General features: G+C 62.8%; 12 protein-coding genes. 3 read left to right on the top strand and 9 right to left on the bottom strand.

Going from position 1 to position 13,600, the window contains the following annotated elements; all coding sequences use genetic code 11:
* From WJU18_RS21530 to WJU18_RS21565, 8 genes are all read right to left on the bottom strand, one after another.
* Positions 1 to 810 (bottom strand): RraA family protein, encoded by an 810-nt coding sequence (locus tag WJU18_RS21530; RefSeq protein WP_423455548.1) that lies wholly within the window; start codon positions 808 to 810, stop codon positions 1 to 3.
* Entirely contained in the window at positions 807 to 1,793 is a 987-nt protein-coding gene (locus tag WJU18_RS21535; protein WP_423455550.1) for a Bug family tripartite tricarboxylate transporter substrate binding protein, read from the bottom strand. The genes WJU18_RS21530 and WJU18_RS21535 overlap by 4 nt, the downstream gene beginning before the upstream one ends.
* Before the next feature lie 4 nt (positions 1,794 to 1,797).
* Positions 1,798 to 2,802: a Bug family tripartite tricarboxylate transporter substrate binding protein gene (locus tag WJU18_RS21540; protein ID WP_423455552.1), complete on the bottom strand. Its 1,005-nt coding sequence runs from the start codon at positions 2,800 to 2,802 to the stop codon at positions 1,798 to 1,800.
* Positions 2,803 to 2,887: 85 nt separating this feature from the next.
* On the bottom strand, positions 2,888 to 3,280 hold the full coding sequence (locus WJU18_RS21545; RefSeq protein ID WP_423455554.1) for a carboxymuconolactone decarboxylase family protein: 393 nt from the start codon (positions 3,278 to 3,280) through the stop codon (positions 2,888 to 2,890).
* Positions 3,281 to 3,327: 47 nt separating this feature from the next.
* Positions 3,328 to 4,005 carry a 4-carboxy-4-hydroxy-2-oxoadipate aldolase/oxaloacetate decarboxylase gene (locus WJU18_RS21550; protein ID WP_423455556.1) on the bottom strand — a complete coding sequence of 226 codons (678 nt, stop codon included), beginning with the start codon at positions 4,003 to 4,005 and terminating at the stop codon, positions 3,328 to 3,330.
* A 56-nt stretch (positions 4,006 to 4,061) separates the two neighbouring features.
* Entirely contained in the window at positions 4,062 to 5,252 is a 1,191-nt protein-coding gene (locus WJU18_RS21555; protein WP_423455558.1) for a mandelate racemase/muconate lactonizing enzyme family protein, read from the bottom strand.
* Positions 5,253 to 5,333: 81 nt separating this feature from the next.
* Positions 5,334 to 6,329: a zinc-binding dehydrogenase gene (locus WJU18_RS21560; RefSeq protein WP_423455560.1), complete on the bottom strand. Its 996-nt coding sequence runs from the start codon at positions 6,327 to 6,329 to the stop codon at positions 5,334 to 5,336.
* A 100-nt stretch (positions 6,330 to 6,429) separates the two neighbouring features.
* On the bottom strand, positions 6,430 to 7,344 hold the full coding sequence (locus tag WJU18_RS21565; RefSeq protein WP_423455561.1) for a LysR family transcriptional regulator: 915 nt from the start codon (positions 7,342 to 7,344) through the stop codon (positions 6,430 to 6,432).
* A 127-nt stretch (positions 7,345 to 7,471) separates the two neighbouring features.
* On the opposite strand from WJU18_RS21565, the gene WJU18_RS21570 reads away from it, so the two are divergent.
* Together WJU18_RS21570 and WJU18_RS21575 are read left to right on the top strand one after the other, a co-directional pair.
* Positions 7,472 to 8,413 carry a CysB family HTH-type transcriptional regulator gene (locus WJU18_RS21570; RefSeq protein WP_423455563.1) on the top strand — a complete coding sequence of 314 codons (942 nt, stop codon included), beginning with the start codon at positions 7,472 to 7,474 and terminating at the stop codon, positions 8,411 to 8,413.
* A 13-nt stretch (positions 8,414 to 8,426) separates the two neighbouring features.
* Positions 8,427 to 9,596, top strand: a complete 1,170-nt coding sequence (locus WJU18_RS21575; protein ID WP_423455565.1) for a pyridoxal phosphate-dependent aminotransferase — start codon at positions 8,427 to 8,429, stop codon at positions 9,594 to 9,596.
* A gap of 53 nt (positions 9,597 to 9,649) precedes the next feature.
* On the opposite strand, the gene WJU18_RS21580 is transcribed toward WJU18_RS21575, so the two are convergent.
* On the bottom strand, positions 9,650 to 11,590 hold the full coding sequence (locus tag WJU18_RS21580) for a hypothetical protein (protein ID WP_423455567.1): 1,941 nt from the start codon (positions 11,588 to 11,590) through the stop codon (positions 9,650 to 9,652).
* 227 nt (positions 11,591 to 11,817) lie between these two features.
* Between WJU18_RS21580 and WJU18_RS21585 the strand changes: the two genes are divergently transcribed.
* Positions 11,818 to 13,542, top strand: a complete 1,725-nt coding sequence (locus WJU18_RS21585; protein WP_423455569.1) for a tannase/feruloyl esterase family alpha/beta hydrolase — start codon at positions 11,818 to 11,820, stop codon at positions 13,540 to 13,542.
* Positions 13,543 to 13,600 lie beyond the last annotated feature (58 nt).

The following is a 13,600-nucleotide window of genomic DNA, read 5'->3' on the forward strand; positions in this document are numbered from 1 at the left end:
TCACCATTTATCCGGCGGCAGGATCCTGGCGGTGTCCTGAGGCGTGGCCCCTGCCTCCAGCGCCGCTACCAGCCTCTCTTCACGCGCCGTGGCCACCACGGCGCGCTTCAGTACTTCACCGGCCACTTCCAATGGCACCACGATCACGCCATCGCTATCGCCCAGCACCAGATCGCCCGGCCGGATCTGCACCCCCGCGATTTCAACGGGGCCATTGAATTCCGCCAGTTCAATGCGGTGCTTTCCGGTTCTGGGAGTGATACCCTTGGCCCATACGTTCAACCCCATGGCCCGCATGTTAGTCACGTCGCGCACGCAGCCATCGACCACCAGACCGTCAATGCCTGCCTCCTTGATGGAAGTGGCCATGAGGCCGCCAAAATTCGATGCATCGCGTATGCCGCGGGCCTCGATCACCATGACGTCTCCCCGCTCACACAAGGTCACCTGATCACGCCCGCCCAGTTGCGGCGGCGGATGACCCGCAGCGAGGTTGTAGCCGGGCGAGCGGCGCGCTGCGATGTGGCGTATGGTCACGGCCGGTCCCACCATACGCTGGCCCTCCCGCAGAGGAGGAAGTTCGCTGGCGGGAATCGCCGTGTCGAAGCCCAGCGTGTCCAGGATATCGGCCACCGTGGAAGTCAGGTCGCGCAACTGCCGGAACCCTTCTATCAACTCCGGCGAGGGGCGCTCGAACCTTACCTTCCGAATACGCGACGCCGGAATCAAGCCCAGCAACCGGTCTCCGTACGCAGCGAGCCCGGCATGCACGCCGGAGTCCACCGCATCGTCTTCTTGCACTGCGTTCATTCTGCCTTGATCCCCGCGTTCCTGACGACTTCCTTCCAGCGCGGAACCTCCTCCTTGAGGACCGCCGCGAATTGCTCCGGACTGCTGCCGACCACGTCGATACCTTGCTGTGCAAGGCGTGCCTTGAATTCAGGCTGCTGATTCAACGCCATGATCTCGGCGCTGAGCTTCTTCACGATGTCCTTCGGAGTCCCTGCCGGTGCGAGTACGCCGAGCCACCAATCCACGCTCACGCCGGGCAGCCCTTCTTCCGCCAGCGTAGGCAATTTGGGCGCGATGGGCGTGCGCTCCCTGCCTGCGAGCGCAATGCCGTGGAGCTTGCCCGCCTCCAGGAACTGCATGACGGATGCGATCGCCAGGAACGCGGTATCCACCCGGCCGGCCAGCAGCTCGGGAACAATCTGGCCCTGTCCCTTGAACGGCACGTGCAGCAGTTGCACCCCGGCCTTGGATGCAAAGTACTCCGTTGTCAAGTGATGGGGCGCCCCCACGCCCGCCGAGCCGTAGGTCACCCTGCCCGGATGCTCCTTCGCGTAGGCAATGAAGTCCTTGAGGTTCTTCTGCTTGACCTCGGGGCTGGCGATGAGCGCCACCGGAAGATTGGCCGCCAGCGATACCGGAACGAAATCCTTGTAGATGTCGTAGGGTGCGTTGGCGGATAGCGCCGGGTTGGTCACCAGTGTGTTCGAGACAACCAGCAGGGTGTAGCCATCCGCCGGACTATTGGCGGCGGCGGAAATGCCGATGTTGCCTGCGGCGCCCGCACGGTTGTCCACCACGAACGGCTGCCCAAGGCGCTTTTGCAAGGCCTGCCCCAGTTCGCGCGCATAGACATCGTTTCCGCCGCCGGGTGGAAAGGGAACGATGAGCTTGACCGGTCTTGCGGGCCAGGTCTGCGCGGCCACGGGCAGCACCGCCAGGCAGGCGGCGAGCGTGGCGAGAAGCGGCAGGACCATCCGGCGCGATTTCAGGATCTTCTTCATCACATCACTCCGCTTTGATGTTGGCCAGACGCACGATCTCGGGCCACTTCTTCAGTTCGCTGGCCACGAAATCCCTCAATTGAGCCGGGCCGGAGCCGGAAACCGGCTCGAAGCCGATGTCATAGAGCTTTTCCCGGACAGCCGGATCGTTGACGGCCTTCGCGAATGCGGCAGCCAGCTTGTCCACGATGGCCGCGGAAGTCCTTGCGGGCGCGAACAGACCGCTCCAGGAGTAGGCCTGGACGTCGTAGCCCTGCTCCAGCAGCGTGGGCACCTCCGGCGCGGACTTCGCCCTCCTGGCGCTGGCCACGGCCAGGCGCTTGAGCTTGCCCGCCTTGACGTACGAATTGGTCGCCGCAAAGGTGTCGAACTGCATGATCGTGCGGCCCGCCAGCAGGTCCACGATGGCGGGCGCGGAGCCTTTGTAGGGCACATGCAGGATGTCCACCCCCGTGACGCCCTTGAACAGCTCCCCCGCCAGATGCAACGGAGCGCCCGTGCCGGAAGAGCCATACGAGAACTTGCCGGGATTGGCCTTCAGGTATGCCACCAGGCCCTTCACATCGTTGGCGGGCACGCTCGGATGGACCACCAGCACGAGCGGTACCTCGGCCAGCAGCGTGACCGGCTCGAAGCTCTTCTGTGCATCGAAGGGCATGTTCCTGAACATGGTCTGGTTCATACCGTGCGTGGCCGCGGTGCCCAGAAGCAGCGTGTAGCCATCCGGGGCCGACTGGGCCACCGCTGCAGCAGCGATGTTGCCCGAGGCACCTGCACGGTTGTCGATCACCACCTGCTGTCCCAACAACTCGGCCAGGCGCGGCAGCAGGTTGCGGATGAACAGATCCTGCCCGCCCCCTGGCGCGAAAGGAACGAGCAGCTTGATGGGTTTTTCCGGATAGTCCGTGCCTGCTCGCGCGGGCAGCAACTCGCTGCTCAGGGCCAGCATGGCGAACGCTTGCACGGCCTGTACGAGGCGGCGGCGGTGTACCTTCGGGGGTGCCAGCATCTCTTGTCTCCTTGATTTTTGTCGAGGGCGCGCGCGCCTGATCCTGGCGCACGGCCCTCCCTTTCCCTTCAATGGGGTGCGGCGGCTACTCGAAGGCGGGATCGATGGGTACCCTGTAGCCATTGGCCAACCGGTTGGTTTCATTGGCCATCCCCACGATGGCCATGACCTCGCCGAAGATGGCATCCGTCATGCCTGCCTTGGTGGCGGCCGCGCTGTGGCTCGCAATGCAGTAACCGCAGTTGTTGGTCACGCTCACCGCCAGGTAGATCAGCTCCTTCGTCAGGAGCGGGAGCTCTCCCGGCCCCATGACCTCCTTGACGCTTTCCCAAGTGCGGCGCAGCGTCGCTGGATCGCGCGCGAGATACTTCCACATGTTGTTCACGTCCGGAATGTTCCGGGTGCGCTTGATGTCGTCGAACACCGCGCGGACCTCGGCGGAAGCTTCCTCGTAGTGGATGGGTTGTGGCTTGGGCATGGTTACTCCTTCTTCATGGCTTCTTCATGGTGTCATTGGGAACGCGCTCAGGAGCCGAACGGGGACGCCACACCCTTGGCCTTGAGCAGCGCATCGAGGTTGAGCATGTCCCACGTGGCCTTTCCAGCCAGCAGGGCTTCGCGAAAGCGTGTCTCCTTGGCCTCGCGCTCCACACATTTGATTGCCAGCGGGCCCACCTCCGAGGCCGGCACGACACACACTCCATCGTCATCGCCGATGACAAGGTCGCCAGGCGCCACCAACACGCCGCCCACCACGACCGGAATCTGCAGCTGTCCCAGCGTCTCTTTGACCGCCCCCTTGATGCAGATGGCACGGGAGAACACCGGAAAGCCGATCTGCGAGATGGTCTCGGAGTCCCGAACCCCGCCGTCGACCACCAGACCTGCCAGCCCGCGACCCACTGCGCAGCTCGCCATGACATCCCCAAACATGCCCTGCTCCGTGAAGCCGCCGCCATCGCACACCAGCACGTCGCCGGGCTGGGCCATCTTCAGCGCGGCGTGCAGCGTGAGGTTGTCGTTCGGGTCGCAGCGGCAGGTGAAGGCACGGCCCAGCACCCGCATGCCATGGCGTATCGGCTTGATCGCCGAATCCAGCGCGCCGCGCCGGCCCATGGCCTCGTGCGCGGTGGCCGCCGATACGGAGGCATAGGCCTCATATTGCTTGAGCACAGCGGCTTTCTGCTCGGAAATGGATGTCATGTAGGGCTCCTTGAATATGACTTCTGTGTGAAAGCGATCGGGAACAAACTCTTTGCTCAGCGCGTGACGTTGGCCACGCCCCAGACATAGTTCTTGCGCGGAAACTCCTCGTGGTACGTGCGCATGCTCTTGAACGGAAAATCCTTGTAGGGCCGCTCCAGCAGGGCCTTCGTGTCGATGTCCACGCCCCATCCCGGCGCGGTGGGAATATCCGCCCAGCCGTCTTTCATGGCGATGCCCGGGGCGGCGATGGTGTCGCAGGCGTCCTGCAGGTTGATGAAGCACTCGGCGATCACGAAGTTGGTGATGAGCGCCGAGTAGTGAACCGTCGCCGCGAGGCCCACGATGGTGCTGTTGTAGTTGTGTGGGCAGATCCCCACCGCGTGCGGCTGCGCCATCGTCGCGATGTCCAGCATCTGCAGAAGGCCGCCTACTGCACAGATGTCGGGGTTCAGCATGTCGGCCGCGCGATGCTCGAGCACTCGGGCGAAGTCTTCCTTGGTGTAGAGCGTCTCGCCCGTCACCACCGGCGTGGAGATGGCACGGCGGGTTGCTGCCACCAGCTCGATGTTGTCGGAAAGACTGGGCTCCTCATAGCAGAAAATGTCGAACTCCTCGAGCCGCCTGGCCACGCGGATGGCATGGTGAGGGGCCACCCGCCGGTGCGCATCGATCAACAGATCCATGTCAGGTCCCAGCGCTTCGCGCACCGCCCGCACGTTGTCGACGGCATAGTCCTCCTCCGCGCGGCTGATGAACGTCCGCCAGGGACCCGGGAACGGATCCCACTTCAAGGCCGTGAAACCCATCTCCTTGACCTTGAGCGCCCGCTCGACGGTGGAATCGATCGAGTCCACCCCATACCACCAGCCGTTGGCATACACCTTGACCTGCTCTCGGCATGCGCCGCCCAGCAGCTGATAGACGGGCATGCCGGCACGCTTGCCCACGATGTCCCATAGGGCCAGTTCTATGGCGCTCCAGGCGCAGAAGAAATCCACGCTGGAGCGGCGGATCGCGAAATCATCGAACATGACCTGCGCCGTATGGCGGATGTTCACGGGATCGCGCCCGATCACGTAGGGAGCCATCGCCTTGATGTACTCCTCGACCACGTGCTCCTTCTTCACGCCCACGTAGGATTCCCCCCAGCCATGGATGCCGTCATCGGTCTCCACGCGGCAAAACAGCAGGTTCTTGCCGCTGCCTGGATGAAAGAAGAATGTCTCGATGCGTTGTATCTTCATGTCATTCCATCACGTCTGAAAAATAGAAAATGGCCCCACGCTTCCCCGCTTCCCCTTTCGCGAGGTACCCGATATCGCGGATCAGGCCACGCGGATCAGCACCTTGCCCCGGGCCTGGCCGGAGCTGAAGAAGTCCTGCGCGGCACCGGCATGCGGCAGATCGAACGGCGTGGGATCGATGCGGACCTTGACCTTCCCGGCATCGACCAGCCCGGCCAGCTCCGACAAGGTTTGGCCATGGCGCTCGCGGCCAACATCGTGCAGCAAGGGGATCAACATGAACACCACGCTCAGCGTCAAGCCCTTGGCGTGCATGGGCGAGAGGTCATGCGTGGAACGCGCGGCAATCGCCGCCACCCGGCCGTTGACCGCCGCCGCCTGCAGCGCGGCATCCAGCGATGCACCGCCCACCGTGTCGAACACGGCATCGAAGCCCTTGCCTGAGGTGATGCGCTGAATCTCTGCGGCGCGGTGAGCCGGATCATTGCCGACGATGACTTCATGGGCGCCCAGTTCACGGGCGATGCGGGCACCATCTTCACTGCGGACGGAAGCCGCTACCCTTGCGCCGCGTGCCACGGCAAGTTGCAAGGCTATATGTCCCACCCCGCCATTGGCCCCCTGGATGAGCACCCACTCGTTTTCCTGCACCTGGCTGCGGCGGAGACCTTCGGAAGCCGTGATGCCGATCAGCGCCAGCGCGGCCGCATCCGTCAGCGGCATGCTGCGTGGCGCCAAGGCCAACAAGCGCGCGTCGGCTGCGACAAACTGCGCCATGGCACCGCCCATGCCTTTCACACCAGCGGCGCAGCCATAGACCTGATCGCCCGCGCGGAAAGCCGTCACGCCCGGGCCCACGGCACGGACCGTGCCGGAAACGTCGCAGCCGATGGACGAAGGCAACTGCGGCCCCACCGGCAGACCTTCACGGATCTTGATGTCTATGGGATTGATGGAGGTGGCGGCCACCTCCACCAGCACCTGCCCAGCCCGAACCGGTGGAACGGGTACTTCGCAGAGCTCCAGATTTTCACTGCCCCCGGCTGACTTCAGAATCAGCGCTTTCATCGTTTCCATGGCGAATTCCACTTGATTGATACCACTCGAGGGGCATCATAGGATTCACCTTCCGATAGATAAAGCGACTTTTATTCTCCATGTGAATTCCCAAATGGAATCATGAGCGCCGGGGATACAGGCCGCGCGGATGGCGAAAATCGCAAACGCCGTGCGCAATCTCGGCGATGCGCTCGCTGACGATGTCGCTGCGGTGGATGGCCCGGAACTCCAGTTCCGCCGGCACCACGCTCCATTGAAAGATCTGGAGATCACCATGCTGCACGTAGGTATTGAAATACTCTTCGGGCAGGCAGGTGACGCCCAGCCCGGCCGTCGCCAGTTCCGCCAGGGCGATCAGGCTGTTGCAGTGGATTGGTTTGTCGAAGCGGACCCCAGCCTGCTGCAGCGAATGCGCGATTTCAAGATACAGGCGCGAGCCCTCGGAATGAGTCAGCAGAGGCTGCTTCTGTATGGCCTGCAAGCCGTGCCTTCCGCGGCTGTCAGGCGCAGGCAGAAGGCCAGGCTTGCACATCCAGCGGGCTGACATGACTTTCAACACGGAACTGCTGAAGCTGAGCGGCTCCTCGCCCATCATGGGACAGATGATCATGTCCAGGCGCTGATTGCGCATCTGGTTCCAGAGCACCGAAGTGAGATCGACGGAGGGCTTCAGGACCAGGCGAGGAAAGGTTTCCTTCACTGCGGCCACGAGCGCGGGCAACCATGTCAGCGCGACCATTTCGGAAACGCCCAGGCGAAAATCTCCCGCATACATAGCCTCGTCCGAAACACGCAGCATGATGTTGCGCTGGAGCTCCAGCATCTGCTCCAGATCACCCAGGATTTCCCTGCCCTTCAGGGTAAGCTGAGTCCTGTTCATCGGCTCGAAAAGCTTCACATCGAGCGCCTCCTCCAACTCCAGCACACGCTTGGATATGGCCGATTGCGTGGCATGCAGGTGTTCCGCCGCCGCGTGATATCCGCCCAGTACGTGAACCCAGTAAACGGCTTGAATCTGCTTCAGTGTCAACATTTATATGCGCTCATGACGCCACGGAGCAGCTGACTTTACCGAGATCGCCATCCCCCCGGGAATCCCCTCACCCAACCCCTTTAGATCAATAAGGCATAATAATTAGATTTCATATGCCCTACCCTCTATGAACCTCCACCAATTTCGCTTCGTTCAGGAGGCTGTCCGCCGCAATCTGAACCTGACGGAGGCGGCCAAGGCGCTGCATACGTCGCAGCCAGGGGTTTCCAAGGCGATCATCGAGTTGGAGGAAGAGCTCGGTATCGAGATTTTCAGCCGCCACGGCAAGCGCCTCAAGCGCATCACCGAACCGGGGCAGCACGTGCTGGAAAGCATTTCCATCATCATGCGCGAAGTAGGTAACCTGAAGCGCATTGGCGATCAGTACAGCGCGCAGGACAGCGGTATGCTGTCGATCGCCACCACGCACACCCAGGCGCGCTATGTGCTGCCGGTGCCAGTGGCCAAGCTCAGGGAAACGTACCCCAAAGTCAATGTCAGCCTGCACCAGGGCTCGCCCGATCAGGTGGCGCGCATGGTGATCGAGGAAACCGCTGACATCGGCATGGCCACAGAATCCCTCGCCAGCTACCCCGAGATCGTGACCCTGCCCTGCTATGAGTGGGAACATGTGCTGGTGTTGCCCGTGGACCATCCGCTGGCCAAGAAGGAACGCGTGACGCTGGAGGACATCGCGGCGGAGCCGCTGATCACCTATCACCCCTCATTTACCGGCCGCACCCGCATCGACAGCGCCTTCGCCCAGCGCCACCTGGAACCGCGCATCGCGCTGGAAGCCATCGACTCCGATGTGATCAAGACCTACGTGCGCCTGGGGCTGGGAATCGGCATCGTGGCGGAAATGGCGGTCAAAAGCGATTCCGACCCGGATCTGACCACCCGCCCGCTGGGGCAGCTTCTGGGCCAGAACGTGGCCCGCATCGCGCTCAAGCGCGGCGCCTATCTGCGGCATTTCGTCTATCACTTTGCGAGCCTGCTGTCTGACCGGCTGGATCGCGACCTGATCATGAAGGCCATGGTGGGCCACATGAACGATTACGAGTTGTAGAGATCCCGAGACCATGACCGCCAAGACGCCTGCTTTTCCGTCCCGCCTGCCCCAAGTGGGCACAACCATATTCACCGTGATGTCGGCGCTGGCCGCCGAGCACCGGGCCGTGAACCTGGGCCAGGGATTTCCGGATTTCGACTGCGACCCGACTCTGGTGGATGCGGTGTCCGCCGCCATGCGGCAAGGCCAGAACCAGTACCCGCCCATGCCGGGGGCAGCTCCGCTGCGCGAAGCGATCACTTCAAAAATCGAAGCACTCTACGACCGCCAATATAACGCTGCCACGGAAATCACGGTCACGGCAGGAGCAACCCAGGCCATTCTGACAGCCATTCTGTGCTGCGTGGGCCCAGGCGATGAGGTGATCGTGCTGGAACCCTGCTACGACAGCTACGTCCCCAACATCGAGCTCACAGGCGCCAAGGTCGTGCCCGTGCCGCTCACGCCGGGCACCTTCCGCCCCGATTTCGGCAAGATCGCCGCGGCGCTCTCGCCCCAAACACGCGCCATCATCATCAACAGCCCGCACAACCCTAGCGGTACGGTCTGGTCTCCCGCCGAGATGCGGCAACTGGAAGAGCTGCTCGCCCCGACCGATGTGCTCGTAATCAGCGACGAGGTGTACGAACACATGGTGTATGCCCCATTGCGGCATGAAAGCGTGGCGCGTTACCCGGGCCTTGCCGCTCGGGCCTTCATCGTCAGCAGCTTCGGCAAGACCTACCACGTCACGGGCTGGAAGGTCGGCTATGTGGCCGCGCCGGCGGCGCTGACGGCCGAGTTCCGCAAAGTGCATCAGTTCAACGTGTTCACCGTGAACACCCCCATGCAGTATGGATTGGCGGCGTACATGCAGGACGCACGGCCCTATCTGGATCTGCCGGCGTTCTATGCCGCCAAGCGCGACCTGTTCCGCGCCGGGCTGGAGAAGACGAAATTCAGGCTGCTGCCATGCGAAGGCACTTATTTTCAGTGCGTCTCGATCGCCGATCTGGCCGTGCCGGAGCGTGATTTGCCCGAGGCCGATTTCTGCCAATGGCTCACACGCGAAGTGGGTGTGGCGGCGATTCCGCTTTCCGCTTTCTATGGCGGAGGGTTCGATCAGAAGGTGATCCGTTTTTGCTTTGCCAAGAAGGATGAGACCTTGCTGGCGGCTTCCGAGCGTTTGGCGCGGCTGTAACCCCCCTTGCCCTGCCCCTCTACCGCAAGGGGAAAGGGGAGTTCAATGCGCCATCAATTCTTCGCGAAATCCCGGATGGCCTGGTAGAACTGATCCGAACCATCCTTGGCATTGTCCGGACGGATCTCCATACGATTGACGGCGCTCTCGGCGCTTCCCTTGAACCGGTCAGGCACGAGCGAAAAATACATGGGACTGACAAAGCGCGCCCCCGCGTCATACTGGGAGCGCAAGGCCGCCAATGCGGCCCCCGGCTGCTTCCACTGCTGCGGATGAAACTCAGGAGCGCCGTAATCGCTCATTTGCCGCCGCCGCATGAAGTCACGCATCCACGCGCTGTTGGTAGCGCCGCCGTACATGTTGATGCCGGGCCGCCAGGGGAGGTTCGGCTGAAGGGTGCTGTCCACGGCGAACAATTGAGGGTTCCACGAGGAATTGACCCTGGGGATGATCTGGTGTGAAAACAGCATGTCCGCCGGAAGACCTGCTTCCTTTGCCACATTGAAAAATGCCGTCATGAAGGCCAGGGTCTGCCCATCGCGATACCGGTTCCATTCGCGCGCCAGCGGGTTGTAGTAGACGTCCTGCAGCGCCCTGGGCATGTCCAGCCACGAGCGAACGCCCGGCAAAGCGGCCGGCCCGGGCAAAGGCCGGTCGAACCCCAGCTTGCGCAGCGCCTTGTTGATAAAAGTGCGCGTGCGCGAAAGCGAGCCTTCGGTCTTCAGCCCATCTACCCCCGCAGGCAGCGCATCCGGCACCTTGGCCTGGTCCCGGCCGACCACCACAAAGGGCACTTCGGCCAGCAGGTAGCGGTCCGGTCCTGAAACCGCGATGACTTGCGCCCGATGCCGGCCAGGCGTCATGGCGCTGAAATCCAGGTCATGGCGGAATCCCACGTTGGGCGTGGTGATCTCCTCCACCGCGCGGTACACATCCAGACGGTTCATGCCGCGCTGCACCGGCCCCACTAGCTTTCCATCGACATACAGCAGGAGCTCGTTGATCCGGCCCTCGGGATCAAAAACCCAGCCGGAAATAGGCAGGTAGCCGTCTGCCCAGGCGTCGTAGTGCTCACTGAAGCGGTTGAGCCGCTCCTTGCGGATGTTCTTGCTGGGTGCTGCCACGGCCTCGAACGAGGTTTCATTGAAGCCCATGGCGGCGTTCAGTTTCTCGATGCTGCCATAGCGCTTGGCCAGCATGCGCCGAAACCCATCGACCGAAGCGGGGCTGTAGTCAGTGACGCGGATATCCTCATACGCCCCCATGCCGTTCTCGAAATCCGGAAAGAGCTGATGCGCTTCGCCCGCGAGCGTGATGCCCACAATCCGCTCGCGCGCCTCTGCGGGCAAGGCCTGCATGCGCTTGATCACATGCCGCAGCGCCGCGAAGCGGTAGGCGTTGACAGGCAGGGCCGGATCCGGCGATAGCGTGAAAGGAGAGATGGCGAAACCGAAGTACCCTAGCTGCGGCGGCTTGCCATCGGCGAACAGGAGCAGGTTGCGCGGGTCTTTCGCCAATGCGGCGGGCAGCGGGCCCTGGGTATCGAAGTGCGTGGACTGCAGGTAGACGACTGCCGGGCGCTTCACTTCGGTCAGCATCCGCAGCATGGCGTCAAGGCGCCGGTCGTCGATGACCCATCCATCCCCCTGGGGTTTGTACAGGCTGAGCAATTGCACGGTGAGCAGGTAACCCACCTGAACCTGCCCCTTGGGACCGCCAGGTTCTAGCACATCCAGCATGCGGTTGAGCGCCGCGGAACCATCGCGGCCCGTGCGGTCACATGCCTGCAATGCCAGATTGAAATTTGCCTGCTTCTGGTCTTCGCGTGCTTCGTCGCAAAGCAGAAGGCCTTCGAACGTCGGCACGATATAGAACGGTTTTCTCGCGGGCAGCTCGGCCTCTGCGGCAGAGCAGGTGAAAGCGGTCAGCGCCAACAGAATCGCCGGCGTATGGCTCCATTGGATGCGCGAGGCTGAACGAGTGAAATACGGCATCAGCCGAGTTTCCCACAGAGCCCGAGGATCCCTGGCACCCGAAATTGGTTTTACGATGCGTCCTGCGTTTTACTGAATCAGGAGACACTCGCCGTGAAACACCACGCCTGCCAGAAGATCACCTACCCTGCGGCTCTGCTGAGCCTGGCCGTGCTGGCCGCCTGCTCCAGCACCCCCAAGCCCCCGCCTCTTCTACCGATGCTCCCAGCGCGCCTCTTGCCTGCGACATGCAAGGCATCGGCCAACTCAAGATAGATCCGCAAACCCGCATCATCGCGGTCAAGAGCTTCAAGGCCGGTGAAGCCGTGCGTCTCGAAAACTCCCCCGAGCCCTTCCCGAAGACTACTGCCGACGTGTGCATGGTCAAGCTGGTGGTGGGGCCAGGCAACCCCGGACCCGCAGATGCCCCCTCCACCTCTCCGGGCATCGGCATCGAGGTCTGGCTGCCTGCGCGCGCGCAATGGAATCACATCATTCGAGCCTACGGCAGCGGCGGCTGGGCGGGGGGCTACTATGCCGACGCCACGCGCATCGGGCAAAACGGCGGCGGCAATCCGCTCTTCCTGGGGGCCGTGCAGAAAGGCTATGCGGTCAGCGGCTCCGATCACGGCCACGGCGGTACGGTCTCCGGCCGTAACGCCTCGTTCGCCATGAACCCCGACGGCTCCATCAATACCGTTCTCTGGCGCGACTTCGCCGAACGCAGCCTGCTGGAGCAGGCGCTGAAGACCAAGGCTGTGGTCAAGGCCTACTACGGCCAGGCGCAAACCAAAGCCTACTTCGACGGCTTCTCCACGGGCGGCCGCCAAGGCTACAAGCTGGCCCAGAAATACCCCGAGCAGTACGATGGCATCCTCGCTGGGGCGCCCGCCTTCAACTGGACGCGCTTCATTACCGCCGAGCTGTATCCGCAGGTCGTGATGCAGCGGGATCTGGGCCATACCATTCTGAATGCCAAACTGCATGCCGCCAGCGCGCGCGCGCTGCAGTCCTGCGGCGGCGCGCAAGCCAGTTGGGGCTTTCTGCTGGATCCGCTGGCCTGCGCCTACAACCCCGCGCGCGACGCCGCGGCGCTTTGCCGTGGCGAACGGGGGGAAGCCAATGTGCGGGGCAGAAGCACCGAGGCCACTTGCCTTGGCGCCAAGGAAGCTCAAGCCCTCAAGAAGATCTGGTCCGGCATGACACGCGGCGGAAACGCCACTACCCCACAGCCGAACACCAGCCGTTCGGGCACCCTCGCCTCCACCCAGGGGCAGCTCTGGTGGGGCCCCACCAGAGGCACTGACCTGACGGGACTGGCGGGCGAGCAGGCGCCGTTTCCCATTGCCTCACAAATGGCAGCGCTTTCTCTGAAGAACCCAGGCATCGCACAAAAGGGCATGTTCAAGAACGCCACAGGCAATGCCGAGGACGGCTGGAAAAAGCTGAGCTACGCCGATCTCGTTCAGGTCTACGAGAAAGGCCTGGCCATGCAGGCGCAGTACTCTGACATCAATACCGACTCACCCGATCTTTCGGCCTTGCGGGATCGCGGCGCCAAGGTGCTGTCTTACCATGGGCTGTCGGACCAACTCATCATGCCCCAAGGGTCGCTCAACTATTTTGACCGCCTGGTGCAGAAAATGGGCGGCGTGGACAAGGTGCAGGCGTTCAACCGGCTGTTCTTCATCCCTGGCCTGGGGCACAGCGGTTCGTTCAATCTCACCGCATCGGTTGATCTGAACGGAGCCGTCACCCCCTTTGCAGAGGCGCCTCTGCCACAACCCTCGACCGGGCGCGACGAGATGTTCAATGCCCTGCGCGACTGGGTGGAAAAAGGCATTGCGCCCGAACGCATCGAACTCACGGCAGCCTCCGGGAAGCTGAGCCTGCCCATCTGCTCGCACCCCAAGAAGCCTGTGCTGACGACAGGGGCTGCGCCCGGAGTGGCGTCCAGCTATATCTGCCGCTGAAAAGAGAGGCAGAGGGGTAGGTTGGGATCGCCAAGCTGGAGCTTGGCGATCCCAGGAG

Origin of the sequence: Ottowia sp. VDI28, assembly GCF_049532675.1 — a bacterium.
Classification (GTDB): Bacteria; Pseudomonadota; Gammaproteobacteria; order Burkholderiales; family Burkholderiaceae_C; genus Ottowia.